Origin of the sequence: Pseudomonas sp. W2-17, from assembly GCF_041060445.1 — a bacterium.
Lineage (GTDB): Bacteria > Pseudomonadota > Gammaproteobacteria > Pseudomonadales > Pseudomonadaceae > Aquipseudomonas.
Genome location: NZ_JAUFNS010000003.1, coordinates 13,122 through 32,491, shown reverse-complemented (window position 1 = coordinate 32,491; position 19,370 = coordinate 13,122). Strand labels below are relative to the sequence as shown.

Sequence of the window (19,370 nt, the reverse complement as noted above, 5' to 3'; positions counted from 1 at the left end):
TATGAGCTATGAATCATGGAGTTCGCTGTTAAAAATCGTCGGATACGCTGGCGCGTTATTTGTTCTGATCTCCACTGTTGGCCTAGGGGTGGTCAACGAGCAGCTTGATAAGGTCAAAGACGCAAAAATAGATGATCTGGTCTCAGGTAAAAATGCGCTCCTGCAAAGCGCTGAACAGTATAAAAAGCAGGCAGAAGAGAAGCAGAAACAAATCGACGAGCTCAAGGCAAAAGCGGCCAACGCATCGCGCGGTATTACGAAATTCAGGGAGTTCAGCGGAGTTCTAAGGGAGACTAGGGCTGGGTTTAGCGCGGTGAGAACAGGAAATAGTTTCGAAGAGTCTATTTTTCCTACGTTGGAGGAGCTCGCGAACACGCATCGCTGGACTGAGTTAGACTCATTGTGCACGGAGGGCTTAACCAAATCTTCGAATTGGATGACTCTCTTCTTTTTTCGAGGTCTGGCGAGATTGAATCTAGCTCAGCTGGATTTGGCTCGACACGATCTCGAGACTGTTTTAGATAACGTTGGTGATAGTCCCGATTACGCCCAAGCGAATAATTGGCTGCAAGCCATCGCTAATCAACGCGCCGGTCAAAGCTAACCTTAGATGTGCTATCCAATGTGAAGCTGACCGGGCGAATGCTGCGCGCGATGCCGTCAGCCTTCGTGATGGCGCCCTTCTTGATCAGCGCCGCGATGCGCCCGCCTATCGCGTTAACGTTAACCTGCTCAGCCTTGGCAATCTCTGCGATGGTCGGCGAGTAACCATGCTTGCGAATGTAGCTGCGGATGTAGGCGAGAGTTTTTGCCTGCGCCTGTGTCAGTTCACATTTCGGCACCTTGTTCTCCATCCCGCCGGGCCCATGGGCTGCACAAGCAGGGTCATAGTTATGTTTGCGTGACATCGACCGTGCGATGCCACGCTTGCGTTACATGTCAGGCCGAGAAGCTGCCAAGCGCGAGTTTCGCCGCCGCGCCGATCTTGTCCTCCAACACAGACTTGAATTCCTGTGCGATCGCTTCACGCTGCACTTCCTCGCCGACCCAACGCAGTTTCAGAACCGGCACCGGCCCGCTGGTGATGACGGAAATGCGCAGTGTGATGAGCTGCTCGGTCAGGCCTTCGAATGGCACGACGTGGAAGTGCAGCGCCGCCGGCAGTGTTTCTTTGCTGCGCGCCTCGATCTGGTCCATTGCACTTCGGCTGGCGCTGGTGTCACCAACGGTTGTTTCCGATTCGCTGGTGGCTTTGATGGTGATGGTGCGTACTGCCGCGATTGCCTTGGCGATTGGAATGGCGGTGCCTGCGTCGTCAACCGGCGTCAGGTATTGGTGCCAGTCTTCAATCCAGTCGCTCAACTCTTTCTGGGCAAGGCGCTGACTCGAGATCTGCTGCGCCGCGGTGTAGCCGGCAGTTGCCTTGAGCTTCAACACGGCACGATCATCGGCGTGGCCAGGGTCAGAAGCGGTGCCGAGGTTGAACAACAGAACGCAGCTCATTTCCTCCTGGTTGATGAAGCCACGCGCGCCAGCCGCGGCGCGGTCGGCGACGTAGGTGCTGAAATCGGCCAGGGCGTGTGTGGTGTAGGTGCCGCGAAAGCGGCTACGGCCAGCCTGGTACTTTTCCAGATCCACAATCTTGGTGCCTTCCGGCAGCAGCGCCGTAGGGGTGTCGGTCGGCAGCGCTTTGCCTGTTGCTTCCAGCGCGGTGTCAGTGATGAGTTGAATTGCTTCTTTGCTCAGGGACATTTCACAGATCTCGTGTGGGGAAGGGGTAATCAGGTGCGGGGTTTGATCGGCGCTTCGTCACGACTGAACAGCTGGTCGTGCTTCTCCTGAAACAGCGAGATCTTGCCGCCGGTACCGACATGCATCGGCGTGTCGAGGCTGGTGTTCTCGCTGCGAGTGCCGCGCTTGGTTGGCACCTTGTAATCGAGCTTGTGCTTGATCTTCACCTGGTGGGATTCGCCGATCTGGCTGAAGTCCAAGGTGATGACCAGCTTGCCGGCCTTGCCGTGATCGACGACGCCGGCGGCAACTTCAGAGAGGGCGTGCCCAATCTGGCTGGCGAACGCACCGCCGTTCAGCTCTTCGAGGAATTCGGCGGTATCTGTGGGAGTGGACATGCGTGTTTCTCCGGTGGGGCCGGGAGCCCGCTTGGTGGGAGTTGGTGTTGGTTCTGTCGGCGGCGCTGGTGAACGCGGTTAATCGGTCGACGCATTGCTGGCGCTGGCCTTCTTTTTCTTGGTACGGCTGGTGGTGCCAAACATGCGAACGGCTCCGGTGGCACCGGGCGGTACGTGTTGAATGCGCTTACCGGTGACCAAGTACTCGTCGATCTGAGCGCTAAGCCGTGCGATCGCTTCTTTGTGCGGGTCAGGCTGGGGCGCGAAGTTCACTGCTGATACCCCAACACTACGATTCCGAGAATCACCATGCACAAGACGCCGGTCCATCGCAGCATCAGCCTTGCGAAGTTGCCTACTGTTAGCTGCGCGGCATGGGTGAACTCCGCAACATTCTCAAAGCTCTGTGCGGCCTGGCAGGCGCTGTTGTGGCCCGCGACCTCGGCCCGCTCCACACCCGTCCGCCGATCAACCACACCGAACAGGTTGTTCTGGTGAGGAATCACGACGTAACGCGGTTTCGCAGCGAACTCGGCGCGCGCCTCGGCGGCGCGCTGGCGCAATCCATCGTGGACGGCGCGCATTTGTCTAATGGTCTGGTTCATGTCCTTTCCTCAGATGGTTGCGTTTATTCGTCAGCACTCTGGCCGCCTGACGTAGGCCGATTGGGCGCAGGGGAGAGTGCTGACGGGTAAACGCTGGGTGAAAAAAAGCCCCATCGACGCGGGGCTTTTCATGTCGCTGGTTCACTAGGCCTCCCTACGTGAGCCTTGTTTGCCGGCGCCGCCTGATGCGGTAGGCCGGGTCAATGTCGTTTACATGGCTGCAAATCCTTGAGAAGTTGATAGGCACAATGCAGGTGGGCGGTTATAGGCCGCAGTTTCGTCCGCATCGGGGTGTGATCTGCCGTCCGGGGTAGCCTGTCCGGATTACCGGTCGAAACCTGCTAGATCACCTACCTCCCCGCGAGAGGCATATGTATTTAGGTGCAGGCAGATCACACTCCGATGCAGCCTGGTCAGCGTTCAAACGTTCCAGGGTATCGGGCAGTTTTCGTCAGGCTGACGCTGGCGCTGGTTGTCTATCTGCCGACTGCTTCCAGTTCGGCGTGCTTGGCCTGAAGCTTCTCGATCAGCTCCAGGCGCTGTGGGCCGAGCAGGCTGCATGCTGCGTAAAAGACTCCCTCGGCGGCCGCACCGTCGTACTCGGTCGTGATGGTGGGCTGCCACAGCTTGAACTTGATGCGATTGGTGGGGCGCTTTGCCATTTGCCCGCCCTCAATCTAGGCCAGTTTCTGATGGCGCAATCCGTACCATCTTCGCCATTCGTTCAAAGGTGCTGGCCATCTCTTCGCGTCTCGCTTTCGACTTAGGTAGCCAGAACGTCACGGCGCTACGGTCGTCGTCTTGTGGCGGGTGATGCAGTCGCTCGCTGCTGTGCAAGATCATTTGCACAGCGCTGTAGGTGAGTCCGGTGTTCGATTCTTTCTGGATCTCAACCACTTCGCTGGTGAGCTCTTGGCTGTACACGTTGATTCGCATGTTCGTGCTCCGGTTGATTTCCCGTCTGGCCCTGTTGCCAAGGCCAGGCAGTGAAATCTTTCCCATTGCCGCCGGGGTGGCGGGGCGCACTGCTTGCCGGGTCATTCGCGCGGTTCTGACGTTTCGTCATCGATCAGCCGTCCAGGGTTTTCCCTGTCGTTGGCAGGCTTTCCTCGTTCACCTGTCTGATCGCCGGTCGCCGGTAGAGGCAATGCGGTCTGTTGATTTGTTGCGGCTGGTTTTTAAAGAGCGGCGGGGCGCCGCCCCTTCGCCGTGTTGTCGCTGGCGATGGGTTTAGTAAACAACACGTTTATAAACGAGTCAACACAAAATGTTTATTTTGTTTATTGGGTTTTCGCCGAGACTTTCGCTGGACGAAAAAAAACCCGCTCATGGCGGGTCGATTTAGGGTGTTCTTTACTTTTTCGGGCAGGGGAAAGCGTCAGATAGAGCTGCGAAGGTCAAGCCGCTTGCCGGTCCGGCCCAGTCTTTAGGGTGGTCCGATAGCCACTTCCAAACGATCGCTGCATTCTGTCCATTGGTGACATTCGACGGCGGACAGAAACCTATGCCGGAAAATGATTCGGCAACACCAACAACGAAGCCCATATATAGGCCGTTCGCAAAGGTCCCAGTATTTTTTTCGTACCCTTCCCCCCAAGCACGAAGGTCGTTCCCGGTTGCGCACCATGCCGTCATGGGGGCAAAGACGAGAACCATTGCCGCCAGTATTCTTCCGTTAATCAAGGTCTGTTCCCTACCAGAGTACTGATGACCAAAAAACTTTCCCCAGGATAATGATCTCTTTATCAATCATTTCCTGTGGGCCGTATTCCTCATCAGGATGTTCCTCGCGATTATAGCTGCGCATACGAACACCACCACCGGGTAAGCGATAGAGAGTTTTCACGCGAAGCTGGCCTCCGTGATTTATCGCATACATCTTGCCGTCGGTGATGGCCGTGGAGCCCTGATCCACGCCGACAGTACTGCCATGGGGAAGAACCGGTTCCATGCTGTTGCCGCTTACCGTTACGCAAACTGCCTCGCTCGGCTGAACGTTCTGACGCCGCAGTGTCAGCTTACCAAACCTGAGTTTCTGCCTGTGCGACTGCTCAACAACTGTGCGACCGCTACCTGCAGATAGTTCTACTTCCTTGAGAAACGGCACGTAAACCTCATCTGCATCGAGCGGTGTATCGTCATCCCACACGTCAATAGGTCCAGCGAAGGAGGCGTTAGAAAGCCCCTCTCGTACTTCCAGTTTTCTTTGGTGCGCTTCGAATCCAGGGTCGTCCCCCCAAGGATATGGCTCTACATCAGGCAGACCATCCCCAGCAACTAACCAATCTCTTCGGAGATGGTAAGTATCAAGGGCCTTCTGAATCTCGCGCGCAGGCACGCCACGCTTGAACCAATTGTTCAAAACCTGAGGCGTAACGCCCAATTCCTCAGCCATTTTTTTGAAAGAGATGTCCCGCTTTGCGGCAATCAGCCGTAAGCGATCCCCAGAATGCTCAGTAGTCATAAACACAAAGTTTACTCGTCTTGCGTTGTTTATTAAATAAACGTATCGTTGACGAATGTTTATTCGCCAGCGGCGGACTTGTTTATGAAACCCACAGCTCTTGAGCGCGCAATCCTCGCCGCTGGCTCGGCGAAAGCCTTGGCCAGAACCCTTGGCGTAACGCCGATGACTGTCTCCCACTGGAAGGTTAGGGGCGTACCTGCAGAACGGGCGGTGATGATCGAAAGGGCTACCGGCGTTTCTCGTCAAGATCTCCGACCAGACCTTTATTGCAGCGCCGCCTGATCGTGCTGGACTGAAATATTTTGCAACGCGTGATGGCACGCAGCCACTGAAACAAATTTGAGGGTTTACGAATGGAAGATTTCTTGCGGGCTTGCCACACGACGGTGAAGGAGAGCGGCGCGGAGGAGTTGGCCGGAAAGATGTGCCTGGCTCACGTGAGTCTGCTGCAGCGTTCTAACCCCGACAACGCGGCCCATCACCTGACCATTGAGCACTTGTTCGGGATTTTGCTGCACACCCAGGACATGCGTCCTCTGCTGGCGCTGGCTGATTCTTTCGGCTTCGAGCTCATTGCGAAGACGGCGCCGAACCCGCAAGCACTCACATCTTCGATGATCAGCGTGGGCAAGGAGGTGGCTGATCTGACGATCGCCGTGCACCAGGCGCTGGAGGACAACTACGTCAGTCAGTTCGAGAAGTCTCAGATCAAGGTCGAGATCAATCATGTCCGGCAGAGCCTGGATGTGATGGAAGCCTCTGTGAAGGCGGCTTGAGATGGCTCAGCGAGTAAACATCAAGCGCAGGCTGATCAGTTACAAGCGATCAGCCTTGCTCAGATCCGATGAAAAGAGCCGTCGCGCCTTCTACTGCGCAACCCTCCTCAAGTGGTCGTTCCTTGGCAGTTTTCCAGCCAAAGACAGCCGGGTTTCGCAATCTTTTCTTGAGGAAATTCCGGGGCGAATCCTTCCGGTTATTTCGGAAGGTTCGCCGATGCGAGCAGGTCGGGATAGCAGCTTAGATCAGCGCACCAATCCTTCACAGGCTCAAACTCTGCCTCCGTCATCGGCGTCTCAATCAGCTCTTCATGGAGAAGAGCAACAAAATCACTTTTCTGAACTTGCTTCAGCGTATCAGGGGCCCAGTGATGCTTGTTGAGCAAGTACAAGCGACCCGCCTCGAGGGGGCTGAGGCTCAACCAAGCCGTTGCGTACTTAGTACACAGGCCCTCGAGAAAGCACTCAAGCTTATACGAGCCAAACGCCAGCCGTGCCAATTTGGAGTCCGGACTTTCTCCCTGCCTCAAAAGGCGGTCCACCGAAGCGTCGTTGTCGTCGACAGCTTTACCCCATGCATTCCTGTAGTTCATTCCAACCAGTTTCATATGTCCGGCCTCCGAGGCCTTTTCGTGTGGAAGCCAAAAGCTACCACGGATGCGCCGGACACCTACACCGCCTGAATTTCGGGCACAAAAAAGCCGACGGTCGAGGTCGGCTCTTTCTACAGCGTTAGCGAGGTCGATTATGCACACCACGAACACCGAGAGCAATGGGTTCGCTGATGCGTCAGTTTTCCCAAGGCGGCAGAACATGGCGCGTCAGTCCATGTCGTCGCGTGAGATATCAGACCTGCTCAATTCTCGTCACGACAAGGTCAAGCAGTCCATCGAGCGGCTTGTTCAGCGGGGCACCATCGTCCAACCCCCAGTGGGGGACGAACAGATCAAAGACTCGCTGGGCCGTCCGCGCACCGAATCCGTTTACCACCTGTGCAAGCGTGACAGCTTCGTCGTCGTGGCCCAGCTCAGTCCCGAATTCACGGCTCGCCTCGTTGATCGCTGGCAGGAACTGGAGGACCAAGCAGCTGGCGTACATCGCATACCGGCTGATTACGCAGAGGCACTGCAGCTGGCTGCCGATCAGGCCCGTGAGAACAGCCGACTTTTGGGCGTGATTGAGCTGCAGGCGCCGAAGGTTGCCGCTATCAAACGTTTGGCCGCTGCCGAGGGCGCTATCTGTATCACCGATGCTGCCAAGCACTTGGGCATTGCCCCTGCAAAGCTCTTTGACTGGATGCACGCCAATCGTTGGATATTCCGTCGCGGCGGTTCTGGCCGGTGGGTCGCAATGCAGCCTCGCATCCGTTCTGGATTGCTCAAGCACAAAGTAACCGCGCTGAAGCCACACCCTGAGACTGGGTTGGATCGGGCGGTATTCGATCCCCTCGTAACTCCGAAAGGCCTCGCGCACTTGGCCGAAGAGAACATTGGAGCCGCGCTGTGAGTGTTCAAGCTATGTCATGGGCTCTCGCACTGCCGAAGGCTTCACTCGAAAACCCTGCCGCCCGTCACGTGCTGCTGTGCCTGGCCAACTACGCCGGCAGCGACGGCCGTGGTGCCTTTCCGTCTGCGCTGACCCTGTCAGACGACACCGGTCTTTCCGAGCGCACCGTTCGCCTGAAACTGGATGAACTAGAGAAGGCGGGCTTCATCACTGAGGGCAATCAGGCCATTGCCGCGGCGTACATCGAGCGCCGCGACCGCCGCCCAGTCGTGTACGACCTTCAACTTAAGCGGGGTGCAAATGCTGCACCCCGTAAAGAACGGGGTGCAGATAGCCGCACGGGGTGCAGCTCACAGCAGAGCGGGGTGCAGGAAAACGCAGAACGGGGTGCAGCAGCTGCACCCAATACACCACCTAACCATCAAGGAACCGAACAGCAGCAGCTGCAGCGCGATTTGGCCGCTGAGATTGCCGAGCAGGACCTCGCCGCCGCTGAGTGCCCATCGCCGAGCGAACGCTTCGCCATGCTCGCCGCGTGGGAGCCAAACGCCAAAGCCTTGGCCGACCAGATCGCAATCGCCGGCATCCCGGCAGACTCGGTGCCGGACGCGGCAGTTCGATCGTTCAAGGGTTTCTACGCTGCCCGCCCGGGCACTGTCGATTCGGCGCATGGCTGGTGTTATCGCCTAGTGCAGTGGGTTAAGCGTGAGCGAGTCAAGGCAGCAGGCCAAGGCCAGGCGCCAGATTTCGACGACACCAGTTGGGCTGAAAACCTGGGAGGTCTGTGATGAAGTCCGTCGCGAGCATCATGCAGCAACTGCCGAACGTTCCATCTGCCGAGGTCGTGCCGCTCACGATCGACGCGGGCACCGTCCACGTGATCAACCAGCTGTTCCGTGAGCTGAAGGCGATCTTCCCAGCGTGGAAGCAGGCCTGGCCTGACAAGGAAGACATCGGCGCGGCAAAGGCCACATGGGTCAAAGCTTTCATGGCCGAGAACATCACCCGCATCGAGCAGATCCGCTTCGGCATCGAGCAGTGCCGCAAGCTGGGTTCGGACTTCGCACCGAGCGTGGGCAGGTTCATCAAGCTGTGCCAGCCCACGCCGGAAATGCTCGGCATCCCTCCACTGGAGAAGGCTTTCCGAGAGGCCTGCCGCAACGCTCACCCATCCATGGCTGGGCAGGGCAAGTGGTCGCATCCGGCTGTCTGGCACACAGCGAAGGAGTGCGGCTTCGAACCGCTCAACCGCCTCGAAACCTCCCTCGCCATGAAGCTGTTCGAGCGCAACTACGTGGTCACCTGCCGCCGCATGATCGAGGGTTTGCCATTGCAACCAATGCCGTTGGCCCTGCCAGCTCGGGCCGAAGCCCGCCGCACTCCCGACATCGGGAACAAGGCCCTGGCCGAACTGCGCGCCCGCCGCGCCGCTCGCTCGCCAGCTGACCTCACCGCGGAGGCTAGCTGATGGCCTTTACAGATTCCCGTATTCAACAGCTGCTAGCCGGGCAGTCCTCCACCGCTCGAAAGATCTTTGAACACGTGCCTATCCAGGAGCCGTGGAGCGCGCATGAGATTCACTGCGCCGTCCTGACAGCGAACGCCACGTCTGTTGCCGTGCACGCGGTCCGCCGCGCGCTCGGCGAATTGAAGGACGCCGGAATTATCCGCGAACCAGTTGGCAGCAAGTTTCAGCGCGACGCCGTAACCACAAAATTAAGGATTGAAAAACCTATGTCGAAGCCTGCTAACGAAACCGTCGTCCCACTCAAGAAGCCGGATGTCCAGGCGCTGGATGCGCTGGTGGGGCTCTCCGCTGAGGTCATCAATTTGGCTGACGATATCGGTGCGCGCCTGAAGGGATTGGCGTTGCGCATCGAGGAGGTTGCCCTGTCGGTTGAAGTTGAGCGCGATACCAACGCCGAGGCGCTGGGCAAGCTCAAGCAGCTCCAGACCTTGCTGAAGGGGATAGCACAGTGAGCGCCGAGAACAGACTTGCTCGGCCAGACCCCGCAGCTTTTCGGTATGTGGTCTACGCGTGCTCCTCGAAGATCGATCTGTCGATTCCACCGGATCCTGCGATTGCGTTGTTCGATAACAAGGGCATTGCCGAGTCGTTTGGTCGGTCGATGTGGCCCAGCACCTTTGAAGTCGTCGATTTGATTGGTGGCGCACGATGAGAACGATCAAGGCACTCACCAGCGTCGCGAGGTGCTTCATCGCTTTCATGGTGGCCGGCTACGACGGCTCTGTCCCTCCAGTTGAATCTCAGTTCGGGGCATGGCTGTGATGACCAAACAGACGAAGTTAACCAAGGCCGCGCGCGGCCGCGACTGCCAGATCCGTGTGCCGGGGGTGTGCAACGGCAATCCGGAAACTACCGTGCTGGCTCACCTGCGCATGGCCGGCACTCGCTGCGGCACCGGCCTGAAGCCGCACGACTTGCAGGCGGCCTGGGCGTGCTCGGCCTGCCATGACGCCGTCGACGCGCGCCGCAACACCGAGTTCAGCCGCGAAGAACTCCGCACGATGCATATGGAAGGCATGGTGCGGACCATCGACATTCTGGTCAGCGAAGGGAAGGTGGCGGCGTGATCACGACTTGGGACCAACTGAAAGCCCTGCTGAACAACTCCACGGTGATCCGTGCCGGCCGGGACGGCTTTGTTTTCACCCCGGCCTGCGGCTCAGCTAAAGGCGCAGCCAAGTGAGGCTGTTCAAGGTAAAGGCCACCCGCGCCAAGCCTGTTGACCGCGAAGGCTTGGAGCAGGCCGCGCTGATGAAGGAACTAGAACTGTGCCTGCCGGCGGTGGCCACTTTGATCTACCACGTCCCCAACGGCGGGCACCGTCACAAGCTGGTGGCCGTGAAACTAAAAGAGCAGGGAGTCAAAGCCGGCGTTCCTGATCTGGTGTTGCCTATGGCCCGCGGCGGTTATTTCGGGCTGTACCTGGAATTCAAGGCTACGCCGCCAGGTGCGGCTCCGGTCTCGGCAAACCAGCACGCGTGGATTCGCCGGCTCAATGAACAGGGCTATTTGGCGATCGTGTGCCGTGGCCACTTCGACGCTATGGAGCAGATCCGCGCTTACCTGCGACTCGCTCCGACAGTGGTGGCCGCATGAGCACGGGTGAGTCGATTGTATATCTGGTGATCGTCACTGCATGGGTGTGTGGCATCGCGGTCGCCAAGGGCTTCTGGCTGACGCTCGGCTGCGTGACGCTTCCGCCGTTGAGCTGGGTCGTGCTGGCGCAGTATCTGATGGGGCTGGTTGCATGAGTAAGACCCGCGCTGTGAAGCTCAGCGATGCAGAGATCCGCCGGCAGGCGGCCGATGTCGCCGTGCACGACCTCCGTGACCCTCGTCACCCGGGCCTGTACCTGCGATTCGGCAAAGATCGGCAGCGCGGCTCCTGGTATCTGGTCAAGGGCAAGGCGTGGAAGCACCTCGCGCGCTGGCCCGAACTGGGTGCGGCCGCCATTGTTGCGGAGCTGCCTGCGCTGCGTCAGCGCCTGCTTCACGATCCAGAAGCCGCCGTGGCGGTAGGGCAGCTCGCGACTTGCGGGCAGCTGATCGACTGGTACGGCGAACGCATGAGCCTTGACCGCTCGCTGTCGGCGAAGCGCAAGGCCGGCGCCAAGTCAGCCATCAAGTGCCACCTGAAGCCCAGGCTGGAGCACGTTCCGCTGCGTGACCTGACTGCCGCCGTGTTGGACCGTGAGCTGATGTGGCCATGCCAGCAAGAGCTGTCGCTGTCGTACGTGCACCAGTTGTTCGTGCTGCTGGTGGTCGCGTTCCTGCAGGCCTCCAAGCTGGGCCTGATCGATAAAAACCCGATGGCCGAGATGAAGTTCGTGGACTTCACGAAGGCTCGCATCATGCCCAAGGCCGCCCGGTTGCGCGGCGGGCACCTGGTTGTGGTGGTGCCCATGCTGGCCGGCCTGTTCGAGCTCCAGCCCGGCGAATCAATGCTGGCGCTGATGATGCTGTGCCACGGCACCCGAGTCGGTGAAACCAGAATGACGCGCTGGTCAGACATCTCCATCCCGGACGGTGAGTGGTTCATCCCTGCCGAGAACACCAAGACCCGGACCGAACATCGCGTTCCGTTGACGGCTCAGGCCAAGGCGCTGCTGGCCCGGTACAGGGCCATCCAGCTGGCTCGCGGTTACGAGGGCATCTACCTGTTCCCGTCACGTCGCGGCCGTGTGCTGAGCGAAGGGCAGGCGAGCGCGGTGTTCACCCGCATCGGCCAAGGTGAGTGGACCAGTCACGACCTGCGCAAGGTTGCGCGCACAGCGTGGACCGACCTCGGCATCGACGGTCACATCGGCGAGATGCTGCTCAACCACTCGCTGGGCAAGATAGCGTCCACCTACATCAACACTCAGGCTCGGGCACAGCGTCTGGCAGCGCTGGAGAAGTGGCACAACTGGTTAGATGAGCGCGGCCTGAACGCGATTCACAACCTGACAGACACCCAATATGAAGATTCGCAAAACCCCGCGCAAGCCACGAACGGCGAGGGCTGCGAGCCTGTTTCCAACATTGTGAATGGCGAGGTTTCAAAATGCTGATTTTGGTCGATCCGCGCCGGGATCTGGCAGTTCAGCCAGGCGATATCAGCTCGATGCAGGCGGTGGTTCTTCCCAACGGCCGCTCCGCGCTCGAGCTGCACATGATTTCAGGCAGGGAGATCCTCATCCCGGCCTATGACGATTCGGGTCGTGTCGACCTCAGTGCGGTGCACGCCCAGATCATGGAGGCCAGCAAGTGAAGAGCCACGGGCCAGCCTTTCGGAAGGAGTTGAAGCCGTTGATGGAGTGCGGCATCTGCCGCGGCGCGACGGTCGTGCGCGGCATTTTCCATCAGTTGGACTGCGACCACTGCAACGCCTCTGGCTGGGTCTGCGCCAGCACCGGAGAACCGCTCCCGCTGCCTGAGATGGTGCAGCAGCTCAACTTGAAGCTGCGCAGCGTCACCGCCGAGCTGAACCGGGCGCGGCACAGCCAGGGCGGCGCGCACGAGCAATACGAACAGAGCAACCGCCGCGGCGCCGGCGGCACGAACTACACCGGCGACTGACCGGCACGAATATTTGATTGGGGAGAGCAGCACATGAAGTTGATAGGAGCTCGTCAGGCCTGGACCGATTCGCAGCATGAGTCCGGGGCCTCAATCTCGGCGGTGGCCATCGAAACCGCCAAATCAGGCATCAAGAAGAGCAAGGCCCGGATCCAGCGCCGTGACGCTTTGTTTCCCGCCATGGGCCCAGAGGAAAACGAGAAGGCCGGCCGATTCCCGGTGCTGGGCCAGCGCATCAGCATCAGCGAGACACGCAGGACACCCGCGGGGCGATCCACCGCCCGCGCTGCCCATCTGACCATGATGGGCAAGTTTCAGCGTGCGATCGGGTCGCTGCCGTTCCAGGTGCAGCAGTTCGGGCACTACATGTATTCCCCGATCCCGAACATGCGCTATGTGATGAATGCCGTGCTGCTGATCGCCACACGTGCTGAGCTGTCCGAGCTGACGCCGTTGCGCCGCGCTCGCGCTCAGTACCTGGTGACCGCCGCGCTTCAGTCATTCAAGTGCGAAGTGACCGGCGCTCCTGAGTGGGGCCCGGCACGTGTCGCTGAAGAAATGAATGCCTTCTATGGCATCACGGTTGATCCGAACAACTGGAACCGGGACTGGAGGCCGACGTGGGAGATGCTGAAGGCCACGATCAAGGAAGTGGATATTGAGGCGCAGTGGCCGCTCTGGCAGGTAATTCACGCGGAAAAAGAGGAAGGAGCAGCATAAAATCTTGTGCTGAATGGAAAAGCCAAGTACATTTCCCATAGTGCGCAAGTTACCTCAGCCGCACCCAAACTCAGAACCCGGCCAAGCGCCGGGTTTTCTCGTTTTCGGCTCCTCCACACCCATTGCTCCGAGCTGGGAGTGCTGGGGATGCCGTCTCAAACGCTCCGTCTTGCCCGCACGCGCGGGCTTTTTTATTTCGAGGTAATGATGGACCCAACCGACCTTGGCCCAGGCACAGCTACCTGGCTGGGCGGCACGGGGACTGTCTTGCTCGGCGGTTTTCTTTGGTTGAAAAGATTTCTTGCTAAGGAAGCGACCGAGCGGGCGATGGACAACGCCGATATCGGCACCGTCCGGCGTCTGAATGAGCTGCTTGATAGCGAACGGAAGCGTGCGAACGCTGCCGAGGCTCGGGCGGATCAGTTCGCCAAAGAACGTAATGAACTCGCTGCGGCAGTAGGTCGGATGGAAGGGAAGGTGGAAGCCCTAACCAGCCAGATCGCGCAACTCACTGACAAGGTAACCAGCTCAAGCGCAGAGATCGCGCGGCTACGAGCCCAGATCGGAGGCGCCACCTGATGCACAGAATCGCAATGGAGTTTGTCGCTCGCCAGTGGTGGCGACATGCGCAAGTCTGGCTGATCGCCATTCTCCTTATCGCAGGCGGGTCGGTTCTGGGATTCCAGGCCGCTCAGTGGGCTCTGGCCAGCTACTACACGAAGCAGGTCGCAGAAGTGCGGCGTGCTTACGATGAGGCAATGGGGCAGCGTGACCTGCGCTTGAACACGCTTGCCGAGAAGGCGGGCAAGGCAGCAGAGAAAGTCGAGGCCGCCGCGAGCACTGCCACTCAAGCGGCCGGCGTTGCCAGCAAGGCCGCTGACAAGGTCAACGAAGCAGTTGACCGAGTGACCCCCTAATGGGCGTACTCAAGCTGGTTCCGGTTTGGGCATGGCTGCTGCTGGGTCTGATAGCGGCGACCGGCTACTTGGTACTCCGGTTGGATCATGCCAAGACATCACTGGATGAAGCCAAGACAACATTGGTCGCCGTGACAGGCGAGCGTGACGTCGCCACCGCCCGCGCAGCATCGATCGGCAAGACGCTGAGCCTGCAACGCCAACTCACTGAAGATTCGAACAAGGCGACAGACCATGCGACCGAACAGGCTGAACACATTACGGTTGCCGTTGCTGTTGCTGATGACCGCGCTCGCAGCCTGCAGCAACAAGTCACCGATCTGCTTGCCAACCGAAAGCGTTGTCCTTCCGACGTTGCCAGCACAGGCAAGACAAGAGACGACCTCGCCGTTGTGCTCGCCGAGCTGCGTCGAAGTGCTGACGAAGAAGCGGGAAGCTTGGCAAAAGCGCTTGACCGAAGCCGAATAGCTGGTCAGCTGTGCGAGGCAATGTACTCCGCAGCAATGAAGGCGAGATGAAGAAGTCCTGGTACGTCACCGTGCCGGGCTATCCACCATTCCCCATGATCATGCCGGAAGACCACGACTATGCAGGCGCGCTGGCTGTTGCGCGTTGCAAGTGGCCGGAGTGCAGCGTTGAGTAGTCCCATGGACAATCAGAAACCGCCTCTCCGGAACCCGCCGCCTCCGACCACCGAGTGGGTTGGCCGGCCTGCTGGCTGGCAACCACCACCTGCGCCGCCGCCTATGCGCGGCGGATCAATGCCGCACGCGCATGGCGCTCCAGTCCTGATCATCGCTGTTGCCCTTCTTGTGGGGGTTGCGATTGGCTTCAGGATGGCTGGCGGCTTGTGATGGGGTCATGGTGATCGGCACCGTCACCGACGGTTAGCCGTCACACCTTATACGGAGGCGCAGATGCCGCAGAGAACTCTCAAGCCGTGCGCTGCCCGGGGTTGCAATGTACTGACGCGAAACACTAAGTACTGCGACGCTCATCTGGATCTCGCCAAAGCATGGGGAACCAGGCAAGGCTCAGGCCGTGGCGGCAGGCCCTGGCGCCGGCTGCGAGATCAGATTCTCGCCCGCGATCATTACCTGTGCCGCTGCGAGGAGTGCGGGCGGCTTGGCCGGGTACGTGCTGCGACTGAGGTCGACCACGTCGTGGCGTTGGCACATGGCGGCACTGACTACCCAAGCAACCTCAGGGCGATCCATCACGACTGCCACAAGCTGAAGACGGCGCGCGAGGCGCAGGCTGCACGCGCCAACGGCTGAGGCGTGGCGGGATGCTGTGGCACGTGAGTAGCCCTGTGTGGCACGTCACAGGCCCGATGTGGCACGTCAACTCCCCGACCGTTCGTCGGCATTGCACCGTTTTGGGGCAGGGGGAGGGTCGAAAGTCCAGGGGTTTACGAGGCGGACACCGCCTGCCCGTCGTTTTTTTACACCCGCGAAATTAAAAATTCAGGAGTTGCGCGATGGGAGGCACCGCCACGGTCGCCGGCCGTGGTCGCAAACCCAAACCAACGGCCAAGAAAGCATTGGCCGGGAACCCGGGCAAGCGTGCGCTAAACACTGCCGAGCCCCAATTTTCGAAGATTACCCAGGTAGATCCTCCCGAGTGGTTCAGCCCTCGGGCCGCCACCATGTGGAACATGATTGTTCCAGAGCTGCTGCGCGAAAACGTGGTTGCCATCACCGACCTTCATAACGTGGAAGCCTTCTGCACCGCCTATGACAACTGGCGTATGGCGCAGGAGTCGATCAAGGCGCACGGCATTGTGGTGACCGGGGCCACCGGCGGCCCGATGAAGAATCCAGCGCTGACCGCGGCAAACGAAACGATGCGCCAGATGGTGACGTTCGGATCAATGCTCGGTCTGGACCCAGCCAGTCGCACGCGCCTGATCGGTGGCAACAAGGAAAAGGAAACCAACGAGTTCGCCAAATTATTGAGTAGCTGATGCCCAAACTTGCCCACCCCAACGTCGACAAGGCGATGGCGTGGGGTCGGTCATTGCTGCGCGGGAAGGTGCCGGCCTGCCGTTTCATTCACCAAGCTGTGCAACGTCACTTTGATGATTTGGCCGCCAGCCGCAAACGGGGCTTCCGCTACAAGTTCGATCCGATCAAGGCCGAGAAGAAACTCAAGCTGATGCAGCTCCTGCCGCACACAAAGGGTGAGTGGGCTTTCAAGCGTCAGCTGATCAGCCTGGAGCCTTGGCAGTTGTTCGGCCTAGCGGTCACGTTTGGCTGGGTCAAGAAAAAGGGCGGCCACCGTCGCTTCCGCGAGAGCTACTGGGAAGTGCCTCGCAAGAACGGTAAATCCGTTGTCGCCGGTGGCGTTGGTATCAGCATGTTTGTAGCTGACGGCGAGTTCGGCGCCGAGGTGTACGCAGGTGCAACCACAGAGAAGCAGGCGTGGGAGGTGTTCCGGCCTGCGAAACTGATGGTCAGCAAATCGCCGATGTTGATCCAGGCGGCCGGGATCGAGGTCAACGCCTCGAACATGAATATCCCGTCCGACTTCAGCCGTTTTGAGCCTCTGATCGGTAACCCTGGCGACGGTGCGTCGCCCAGCTGCGCGATCGTCGACGAGTATCACGAACACCCGACGTCGGCCCAGTACGACACGATGCTCACAGGTATGGGCGCGCGCCGTCAGCCGCTGATGTTCATCATCACCACTGCGGGCGCGGATATCGAAGGGCCGTGCTACGACAAGCGGCGCCAGGTTGTAGAGATGCTGGCCGGAACGGTTCCAGACGAAGAGCTGTTCGGCTGGATCTGGACTCTGGACGAAGGGGACGACTGGACCGATCCGAAAATGCTGGCCAAGGCCAACCCGAACCATGGCGTATCGGTGTTTCAGGAGTATCTGGAAAGCCAGCAGGCGCGGGCGATTCGTTCTGCTCGCTTCGCAAATACGTTCAAAACCAAGCATCTAAACCTTTGGGTCAGTGCCAAGGCCGGCTTTTTCAACATGGAAAGCTGGAAGGCTTGCGAGGACACGTCACTGACGCTCGAACAATTCGAGGGGCAGGAGTGGATTGCCGGTTTCGACCTGGCGCGCAAGCTGGACATGAACTCAAGGGCTCGCCTTTTCTGGCGTGTAATCGATGGCAAGACCCACTACTACAGCATCGGGCCGAAGTTCTGGGTTCCCTACGACACCGCTTACAACACCGATAACAAACGCATGGCGGAACGCTTCCAGGCTTGGGTCAACTCCGGGCATCTGGAGGTAACCGATGGGGCGGAAATCGATTACCGCGAGATCCTCGAGGACACGAAGGAAGCCAATCATCAAGCCCCTTTGAGCGAATCACCCATCGACCCCCACGGTGCTACGGGTCTGAGCCACGACTTGGACGACGAGGGCTTCAGCCCGATCACGATCACCCAGAACTACACCAACATGTCAGACCCCATGAAGGAACTAGAGGCGGCTATAGAGGCCGGCCGGTTCCACCATGACGGCAACCCGGTAATGACCTGGTGTATTGCCAACGTGATTGGCAAACACCTGCCAGGCAACAACGACGTCGTACGCCCGATCAAGCAGGGCGACGACAACAAAATCGATGGCGCGGTTGCGCTGATCATGTCGGTCGGTCGGGCGATGACGAAAGTCGTTGTGGGCGATGGCGGTGTGGACCGATTCATGGATTCAATCCGGGACCCAATATTCGAATGAATACAGCATCGATTATTTACTTGCTGATCGCAGTGCTGGGCTTCGCCTGTGCTGTGGCAGGCGTTTACATCCTGCTCGGCATCGGCTGGGCACTACTTGCTGCCGCATCATCCTGCTTCGTTGCTGCGGCCTTCATTCGAAGGGGACTGACCAGTGGCTAAGTCTCTGCGATCTGTTTTAAGCATTGCGGTGACGGCGCCACGCTCTTCGATCATCGATTGGGTGGGGCGATCAATCTCTGGCGGTGCTTCCGGGATTTGGGCGCAGACGGTCGGCAGTACTTCTGCCAATGGCAAGACAGTGACGATCAACAAGGCCATGCGACTGGCGGCCTGCTGGTCCTGTGTGCGCCTCATTTCCGAAACGATCGCCACGCTGCCCCTCGGCTTGTATCGCCGAATGCCGGACGGCGGTCGAGAGGTGGCCGGCGACAACGACCTGCACTGGATACTCAACACCAATCCCAATAGCCGAATGACGGCGGTCCAATTCTGGGAGGCCGTAGTTGCTTCCATGTTGCTGCGAGGTAACGCCTTCGTCGAGATCATCCGCATCAGCGGCCGAATTGTGGCGCTTGAATTCTTGCTGCCCAACCGGGTGGAGCTCGATGTAGCTGATAACGGTGAGCTCCTCTACCGGTACCGGGAGAAAAACGGAAAGCTACGCGATATCGCCGGCAGCGACATGATGCACATTCCCGCGTTCTCTCTGGACGGGCAAGTCGGGCTCTCACCCATCGCTTATGGCGCCGATGTCTTTGGCGCCGCGATGTCGGCTGAAGACGTGGCCAGTGCCACCTTCAAGAACGGTATGCACCAGACCGTCGCCTTCGAAGTTGATCAGACGCTTAACAAGCAGCAACGCGACGACTTCCGGGATTACGTTCAGCGTATCAGTGGCGCGATGAACGCCGGCAAGTCGCCCGTTCTCGAGAAGGGCGTTAGTGCCAAGGTAATTGGCATCAACCCCATTGATGCTCAACTGCTGGAATCTCGCGAATACAGCGCCGAGGAAATCTGCCGGTTCTACATGGTAGACCCGACGCTGGTTGGCTACAGCGATAAAGCTTCGAACTGGGGCACCGGCTTGGAGCAGAAGCTGCTGCGGTTTCTGACCTTCACGCTGCGCAGTTACATGCGCCGCATCGAGGAGGCTATCAGCCGCAAGTTACTGACGCCTGCGCAGCGCCGGCAGATCTATCCGGAGTTCTCCATTGAAGGCTTGATGCGGGCTGACAGTGCCGCGCGCGCCACGCTGTATTCGCAGATGGTGCAGAACGGCATCTATACCCGCGACGAATGCCGGATGAAGGAGAACCTCCCTAGGATGGGAGGCAATGCCTCAGTGCTCACCGTACAAACCAACCTCTCCCCAATCGACCAACTCGGCCGGGGCGACGACGGGCAAGCCGCAAAAGCTGCTCTGCAGAACTGGCTCGATCAGCCGGCAAATTCGAAGGACTAACT

Annotated in this window: 32 protein-coding genes and 1 pseudogene; 23 read left to right on the top strand and 10 right to left on the bottom strand. The window is 59.2% G+C overall.

The genetic code is table 11. From position 1 onward, the window contains the following. Position 1 precedes the first annotated feature (1 nt). On the top strand, positions 2-604 hold the full coding sequence (locus QWI20_RS04250) for a hypothetical protein (protein WP_192131131.1): 603 nt from the start codon (positions 2-4) through the stop codon (positions 602-604). On the opposite strand, the gene QWI20_RS04245 is transcribed toward QWI20_RS04250, so the two are convergent. The 9 genes from QWI20_RS04245 to QWI20_RS04205 all read right to left on the bottom strand — a co-directional run bounded on the left by QWI20_RS04245 (position 579) and on the right by QWI20_RS04205 (position 5,198). Continuing rightward, positions 579-854 (bottom strand): LexA family transcriptional regulator, encoded by a 276-nt coding sequence (locus tag QWI20_RS04245; protein ID WP_192131133.1) that lies wholly within the window; start codon positions 852-854, stop codon positions 579-581. The genes QWI20_RS04250 and QWI20_RS04245 overlap by 26 nt on opposite strands. 85 nt (positions 855-939) lie before the next feature. After that, positions 940-1,752, bottom strand: a complete 813-nt coding sequence (locus tag QWI20_RS04240) for a DUF2303 family protein (RefSeq protein WP_369304341.1) — start codon at positions 1,750-1,752, stop codon at positions 940-942. 29 nt (positions 1,753-1,781) lie between these two features. After that, positions 1,782-2,129: a hypothetical protein gene (locus QWI20_RS04235; RefSeq protein ID WP_192131138.1), complete on the bottom strand. Its 348-nt coding sequence runs from the start codon at positions 2,127-2,129 to the stop codon at positions 1,782-1,784. A 78-nt stretch (positions 2,130-2,207) separates the two neighbouring features. Beyond that, positions 2,208-2,402, bottom strand: a complete 195-nt coding sequence (locus QWI20_RS04230; protein WP_192131140.1) for a hypothetical protein — start codon at positions 2,400-2,402, stop codon at positions 2,208-2,210. Then, positions 2,399-2,734, bottom strand: coding sequence for a hypothetical protein (locus tag QWI20_RS04225; RefSeq protein ID WP_192131142.1), 336 nt, complete (start codon positions 2,732-2,734; stop codon positions 2,399-2,401). The genes QWI20_RS04230 and QWI20_RS04225 overlap by 4 nt, the downstream gene beginning before the upstream one ends. 476 nt (positions 2,735-3,210) lie before the next feature. Next, the gene (locus QWI20_RS04220) at positions 3,211-3,396 is read right to left on the bottom strand and encodes a hypothetical protein (protein WP_369304340.1); all 186 of its coding nucleotides are present in this window, start codon (positions 3,394-3,396) and stop codon (positions 3,211-3,213) included. 10 nt (positions 3,397-3,406) lie between these two features. After that, positions 3,407-3,670: a hypothetical protein gene (locus QWI20_RS04215; RefSeq protein WP_369304339.1), complete on the bottom strand. Its 264-nt coding sequence runs from the start codon at positions 3,668-3,670 to the stop codon at positions 3,407-3,409. Between the two features lie 417 nt (positions 3,671-4,087). Continuing rightward, positions 4,088-4,369 carry a Rap1a/Tai family immunity protein gene (locus QWI20_RS04210; RefSeq protein ID WP_369304590.1) on the bottom strand — a complete coding sequence of 94 codons (282 nt, stop codon included), beginning with the start codon at positions 4,367-4,369 and terminating at the stop codon, positions 4,088-4,090. Between the two features lie 58 nt (positions 4,370-4,427). Continuing rightward, positions 4,428-5,198, bottom strand: coding sequence for a helix-turn-helix transcriptional regulator (locus QWI20_RS04205; RefSeq protein ID WP_369304338.1), 771 nt, complete (start codon positions 5,196-5,198; stop codon positions 4,428-4,430). A gap of 84 nt (positions 5,199-5,282) precedes the next feature. Here QWI20_RS04205 and QWI20_RS04200 point away from each other — a divergent pair, with 84 nt between their 5' ends. Further along, positions 5,283-5,483: a transcriptional regulator gene (locus tag QWI20_RS04200; RefSeq protein WP_369304337.1), complete on the top strand. Its 201-nt coding sequence runs from the start codon at positions 5,283-5,285 to the stop codon at positions 5,481-5,483. A gap of 71 nt (positions 5,484-5,554) precedes the next feature. Further along, positions 5,555-5,977 carry a phage regulatory CII family protein gene (locus tag QWI20_RS04195; RefSeq protein WP_369304336.1) on the top strand — a complete coding sequence of 141 codons (423 nt, stop codon included), beginning with the start codon at positions 5,555-5,557 and terminating at the stop codon, positions 5,975-5,977. Between the two features lie 197 nt (positions 5,978-6,174). Here the strand turns inward: QWI20_RS04195 and QWI20_RS04190 are convergent, their stop codons facing one another. Beyond that, positions 6,175-6,585 (bottom strand): hypothetical protein, encoded by a 411-nt coding sequence (locus QWI20_RS04190; RefSeq protein ID WP_369304335.1) that lies wholly within the window; start codon positions 6,583-6,585, stop codon positions 6,175-6,177. 205 nt (positions 6,586-6,790) lie between these two features. On the opposite strand from QWI20_RS04190, the gene QWI20_RS04185 reads away from it, so the two are divergent. The 20 genes and pseudogenes from QWI20_RS04185 (at position 6,791) to QWI20_RS04090 (ending at position 19,368) form a co-directional block, all read left to right on the top strand. Next, entirely contained in the window at positions 6,791-7,483 is a 693-nt protein-coding gene (locus QWI20_RS04185) for a phage antirepressor KilAC domain-containing protein (RefSeq protein ID WP_369304334.1), read from the top strand. Further along, positions 7,480-8,271, top strand: coding sequence for a helix-turn-helix domain-containing protein (locus tag QWI20_RS04180; protein ID WP_369304333.1), 792 nt, complete (start codon positions 7,480-7,482; stop codon positions 8,269-8,271). The genes QWI20_RS04185 and QWI20_RS04180 overlap by 4 nt, the downstream gene beginning before the upstream one ends. Continuing rightward, the gene (locus QWI20_RS04175; protein ID WP_369304332.1) at positions 8,271-8,951 is read left to right on the top strand and encodes a replication protein P; all 681 of its coding nucleotides are present in this window, start codon (positions 8,271-8,273) and stop codon (positions 8,949-8,951) included. Before QWI20_RS04180 ends, QWI20_RS04175 begins: the two co-directional genes overlap by 1 nt. Beyond that, complete coding sequence (locus QWI20_RS04170; protein WP_369304331.1) at positions 8,951-9,463, top strand: hypothetical protein; 513 nt, start codon at positions 8,951-8,953, stop codon at positions 9,461-9,463. The genes QWI20_RS04175 and QWI20_RS04170 overlap by 1 nt, the downstream gene beginning before the upstream one ends. A gap of 309 nt (positions 9,464-9,772) precedes the next feature. Then, a complete protein-coding gene (locus QWI20_RS04165) occupies positions 9,773-10,078 on the top strand; it encodes a DUF1364 domain-containing protein (RefSeq protein WP_369304330.1) in 306 nt (101 codons plus the stop codon). A gap of 112 nt (positions 10,079-10,190) precedes the next feature. Further along, on the top strand, positions 10,191-10,607 hold the full coding sequence (locus tag QWI20_RS04160) for a VRR-NUC domain-containing protein (protein WP_369304328.1): 417 nt from the start codon (positions 10,191-10,193) through the stop codon (positions 10,605-10,607). Continuing rightward, a complete protein-coding gene (locus tag QWI20_RS04155) occupies positions 10,604-10,762 on the top strand; it encodes a hypothetical protein (RefSeq protein ID WP_369304327.1) in 159 nt (52 codons plus the stop codon). Before QWI20_RS04160 ends, QWI20_RS04155 begins: the two co-directional genes overlap by 4 nt. Further along, a complete protein-coding gene (locus QWI20_RS04150) occupies positions 10,759-12,060 on the top strand; it encodes a tyrosine-type recombinase/integrase (protein ID WP_369304326.1) in 1,302 nt (433 codons plus the stop codon). The genes QWI20_RS04155 and QWI20_RS04150 overlap by 4 nt, the downstream gene beginning before the upstream one ends. Continuing rightward, positions 12,054-12,260 (top strand): hypothetical protein, encoded by a 207-nt coding sequence (locus tag QWI20_RS04145; RefSeq protein WP_369304325.1) that lies wholly within the window; start codon positions 12,054-12,056, stop codon positions 12,258-12,260. The genes QWI20_RS04150 and QWI20_RS04145 overlap by 7 nt, the downstream gene beginning before the upstream one ends. Further along, positions 12,257-12,568, top strand: a complete 312-nt coding sequence (locus QWI20_RS04140; protein WP_369304324.1) for a hypothetical protein — start codon at positions 12,257-12,259, stop codon at positions 12,566-12,568. The genes QWI20_RS04145 and QWI20_RS04140 overlap by 4 nt, the downstream gene beginning before the upstream one ends. Before the next feature lie 33 nt (positions 12,569-12,601). Continuing rightward, positions 12,602-13,288, top strand: coding sequence for a hypothetical protein (locus tag QWI20_RS04135; protein ID WP_369304323.1), 687 nt, complete (start codon positions 12,602-12,604; stop codon positions 13,286-13,288). A gap of 207 nt (positions 13,289-13,495) precedes the next feature. Continuing rightward, positions 13,496-13,883 (top strand): annotated as a pseudogene (locus tag QWI20_RS04130) (hypothetical protein); the annotation flags it as partial. After that, a complete protein-coding gene (locus tag QWI20_RS04125) occupies positions 13,867-14,205 on the top strand; it encodes a hypothetical protein (RefSeq protein ID WP_369304322.1) in 339 nt (112 codons plus the stop codon). The pseudogene QWI20_RS04130 and the gene QWI20_RS04125, both read left to right, overlap by 17 nt. Then, positions 14,205-14,723 (top strand): DUF2514 family protein, encoded by a 519-nt coding sequence (locus QWI20_RS04120; RefSeq protein WP_369304321.1) that lies wholly within the window; start codon positions 14,205-14,207, stop codon positions 14,721-14,723. Before QWI20_RS04125 ends, QWI20_RS04120 begins: the two co-directional genes overlap by 1 nt. Continuing rightward, on the top strand, positions 14,720-14,848 hold the full coding sequence (locus QWI20_RS04115) for a hypothetical protein (RefSeq protein WP_369304320.1): 129 nt from the start codon (positions 14,720-14,722) through the stop codon (positions 14,846-14,848). The genes QWI20_RS04120 and QWI20_RS04115 overlap by 4 nt, the downstream gene beginning before the upstream one ends. A gap of 274 nt (positions 14,849-15,122) precedes the next feature. Then, positions 15,123-15,482, top strand: coding sequence for an HNH endonuclease (locus QWI20_RS04110; protein WP_369304319.1), 360 nt, complete (start codon positions 15,123-15,125; stop codon positions 15,480-15,482). Between the two features lie 203 nt (positions 15,483-15,685). After that, positions 15,686-16,171 (top strand): phage terminase small subunit P27 family, encoded by a 486-nt coding sequence (locus QWI20_RS04105; RefSeq protein WP_282372748.1) that lies wholly within the window; start codon positions 15,686-15,688, stop codon positions 16,169-16,171. Continuing rightward, complete coding sequence (locus QWI20_RS04100) at positions 16,171-17,904, top strand: terminase large subunit (RefSeq protein WP_369304317.1); 1,734 nt, start codon at positions 16,171-16,173, stop codon at positions 17,902-17,904. Before QWI20_RS04105 ends, QWI20_RS04100 begins: the two co-directional genes overlap by 1 nt. Further along, positions 17,901-18,065, top strand: a complete 165-nt coding sequence (locus tag QWI20_RS04095; RefSeq protein ID WP_282372752.1) for a hypothetical protein — start codon at positions 17,901-17,903, stop codon at positions 18,063-18,065. The genes QWI20_RS04100 and QWI20_RS04095 overlap by 4 nt, the downstream gene beginning before the upstream one ends. Further along, on the top strand, positions 18,058-19,368 hold the full coding sequence (locus QWI20_RS04090) for a phage portal protein (protein WP_369304316.1): 1,311 nt from the start codon (positions 18,058-18,060) through the stop codon (positions 19,366-19,368). The genes QWI20_RS04095 and QWI20_RS04090 overlap by 8 nt, the downstream gene beginning before the upstream one ends. The last annotated feature ends 2 nt before the right edge of the window (positions 19,369-19,370 follow it).

Bases quoted from the DNA above. Each gene is read 5' to 3' on its own strand.
- QWI20_RS04155 (WP_369304327.1), top strand. From the start codon at position 10,604: ATGAGCACGGGTGAGTCGATTGTATATCTGGTGATCGTCACTGCATGG.
- QWI20_RS04215 (WP_369304339.1), bottom strand. From the start codon at position 3,670: ATGCGAATCAACGTGTACAGCCAAGAGCTCACCAGCGAAGTGGTTGAG.
- QWI20_RS04115 (WP_369304320.1), top strand. From the start codon at position 14,720: ATGAAGAAGTCCTGGTACGTCACCGTGCCGGGCTATCCACCATTCCCC.
- QWI20_RS04170 (WP_369304331.1), top strand. From the start codon at position 8,951: ATGGCCTTTACAGATTCCCGTATTCAACAGCTGCTAGCCGGGCAGTCC.
- QWI20_RS04110 (WP_369304319.1), top strand. From the start codon at position 15,123: ATGCCGCAGAGAACTCTCAAGCCGTGCGCTGCCCGGGGTTGCAATGTA.
- QWI20_RS04150 (WP_369304326.1), top strand. From the start codon at position 10,759: ATGAGTAAGACCCGCGCTGTGAAGCTCAGCGATGCAGAGATCCGCCGG.
- QWI20_RS04125 (WP_369304322.1), top strand. From the start codon at position 13,867: ATGCACAGAATCGCAATGGAGTTTGTCGCTCGCCAGTGGTGGCGACAT.
- QWI20_RS04095 (WP_282372752.1), top strand. From the start codon at position 17,901: ATGAATACAGCATCGATTATTTACTTGCTGATCGCAGTGCTGGGCTTC.
- QWI20_RS04190 (WP_369304335.1), bottom strand. From the start codon at position 6,585: ATGAAACTGGTTGGAATGAACTACAGGAATGCATGGGGTAAAGCTGTC.
- QWI20_RS04225 (WP_192131142.1), bottom strand. From the start codon at position 2,734: ATGAACCAGACCATTAGACAAATGCGCGCCGTCCACGATGGATTGCGC.
- QWI20_RS04175 (WP_369304332.1), top strand. From the start codon at position 8,271: ATGAAGTCCGTCGCGAGCATCATGCAGCAACTGCCGAACGTTCCATCT.
- QWI20_RS04235 (WP_192131138.1), bottom strand. From the start codon at position 2,129: ATGTCCACTCCCACAGATACCGCCGAATTCCTCGAAGAGCTGAACGGC.
- QWI20_RS04120 (WP_369304321.1), top strand. From the start codon at position 14,205: ATGGGCGTACTCAAGCTGGTTCCGGTTTGGGCATGGCTGCTGCTGGGT.
- QWI20_RS04135 (WP_369304323.1), top strand. From the start codon at position 12,602: ATGAAGTTGATAGGAGCTCGTCAGGCCTGGACCGATTCGCAGCATGAG.
- QWI20_RS04245 (WP_192131133.1), bottom strand. From the start codon at position 854: ATGGAGAACAAGGTGCCGAAATGTGAACTGACACAGGCGCAGGCAAAA.
- QWI20_RS04240 (WP_369304341.1), bottom strand. From the start codon at position 1,752: ATGTCCCTGAGCAAAGAAGCAATTCAACTCATCACTGACACCGCGCTG.
- QWI20_RS04145 (WP_369304325.1), top strand. From the start codon at position 12,054: ATGCTGATTTTGGTCGATCCGCGCCGGGATCTGGCAGTTCAGCCAGGC.
- QWI20_RS04220 (WP_369304340.1), bottom strand. From the start codon at position 3,396: ATGGCAAAGCGCCCCACCAATCGCATCAAGTTCAAGCTGTGGCAGCCC.
- QWI20_RS04105 (WP_282372748.1), top strand. From the start codon at position 15,686: ATGGGAGGCACCGCCACGGTCGCCGGCCGTGGTCGCAAACCCAAACCA.
- QWI20_RS04250 (WP_192131131.1), top strand. From the start codon at position 2: ATGAGCTATGAATCATGGAGTTCGCTGTTAAAAATCGTCGGATACGCT.
- QWI20_RS04200 (WP_369304337.1), top strand. From the start codon at position 5,283: ATGAAACCCACAGCTCTTGAGCGCGCAATCCTCGCCGCTGGCTCGGCG.
- QWI20_RS04205 (WP_369304338.1), bottom strand. From the start codon at position 5,198: ATGACTACTGAGCATTCTGGGGATCGCTTACGGCTGATTGCCGCAAAG.
- QWI20_RS04100 (WP_369304317.1), top strand. From the start codon at position 16,171: ATGCCCAAACTTGCCCACCCCAACGTCGACAAGGCGATGGCGTGGGGT.
- QWI20_RS04185 (WP_369304334.1), top strand. From the start codon at position 6,791: ATGGCGCGTCAGTCCATGTCGTCGCGTGAGATATCAGACCTGCTCAAT.
- QWI20_RS04195 (WP_369304336.1), top strand. From the start codon at position 5,555: ATGGAAGATTTCTTGCGGGCTTGCCACACGACGGTGAAGGAGAGCGGC.
- QWI20_RS04165 (WP_369304330.1), top strand. From the start codon at position 9,773: ATGACCAAACAGACGAAGTTAACCAAGGCCGCGCGCGGCCGCGACTGC.
- QWI20_RS04210 (WP_369304590.1), bottom strand. From the start codon at position 4,369: ATGACGGCATGGTGCGCAACCGGGAACGACCTTCGTGCTTGGGGGGAA.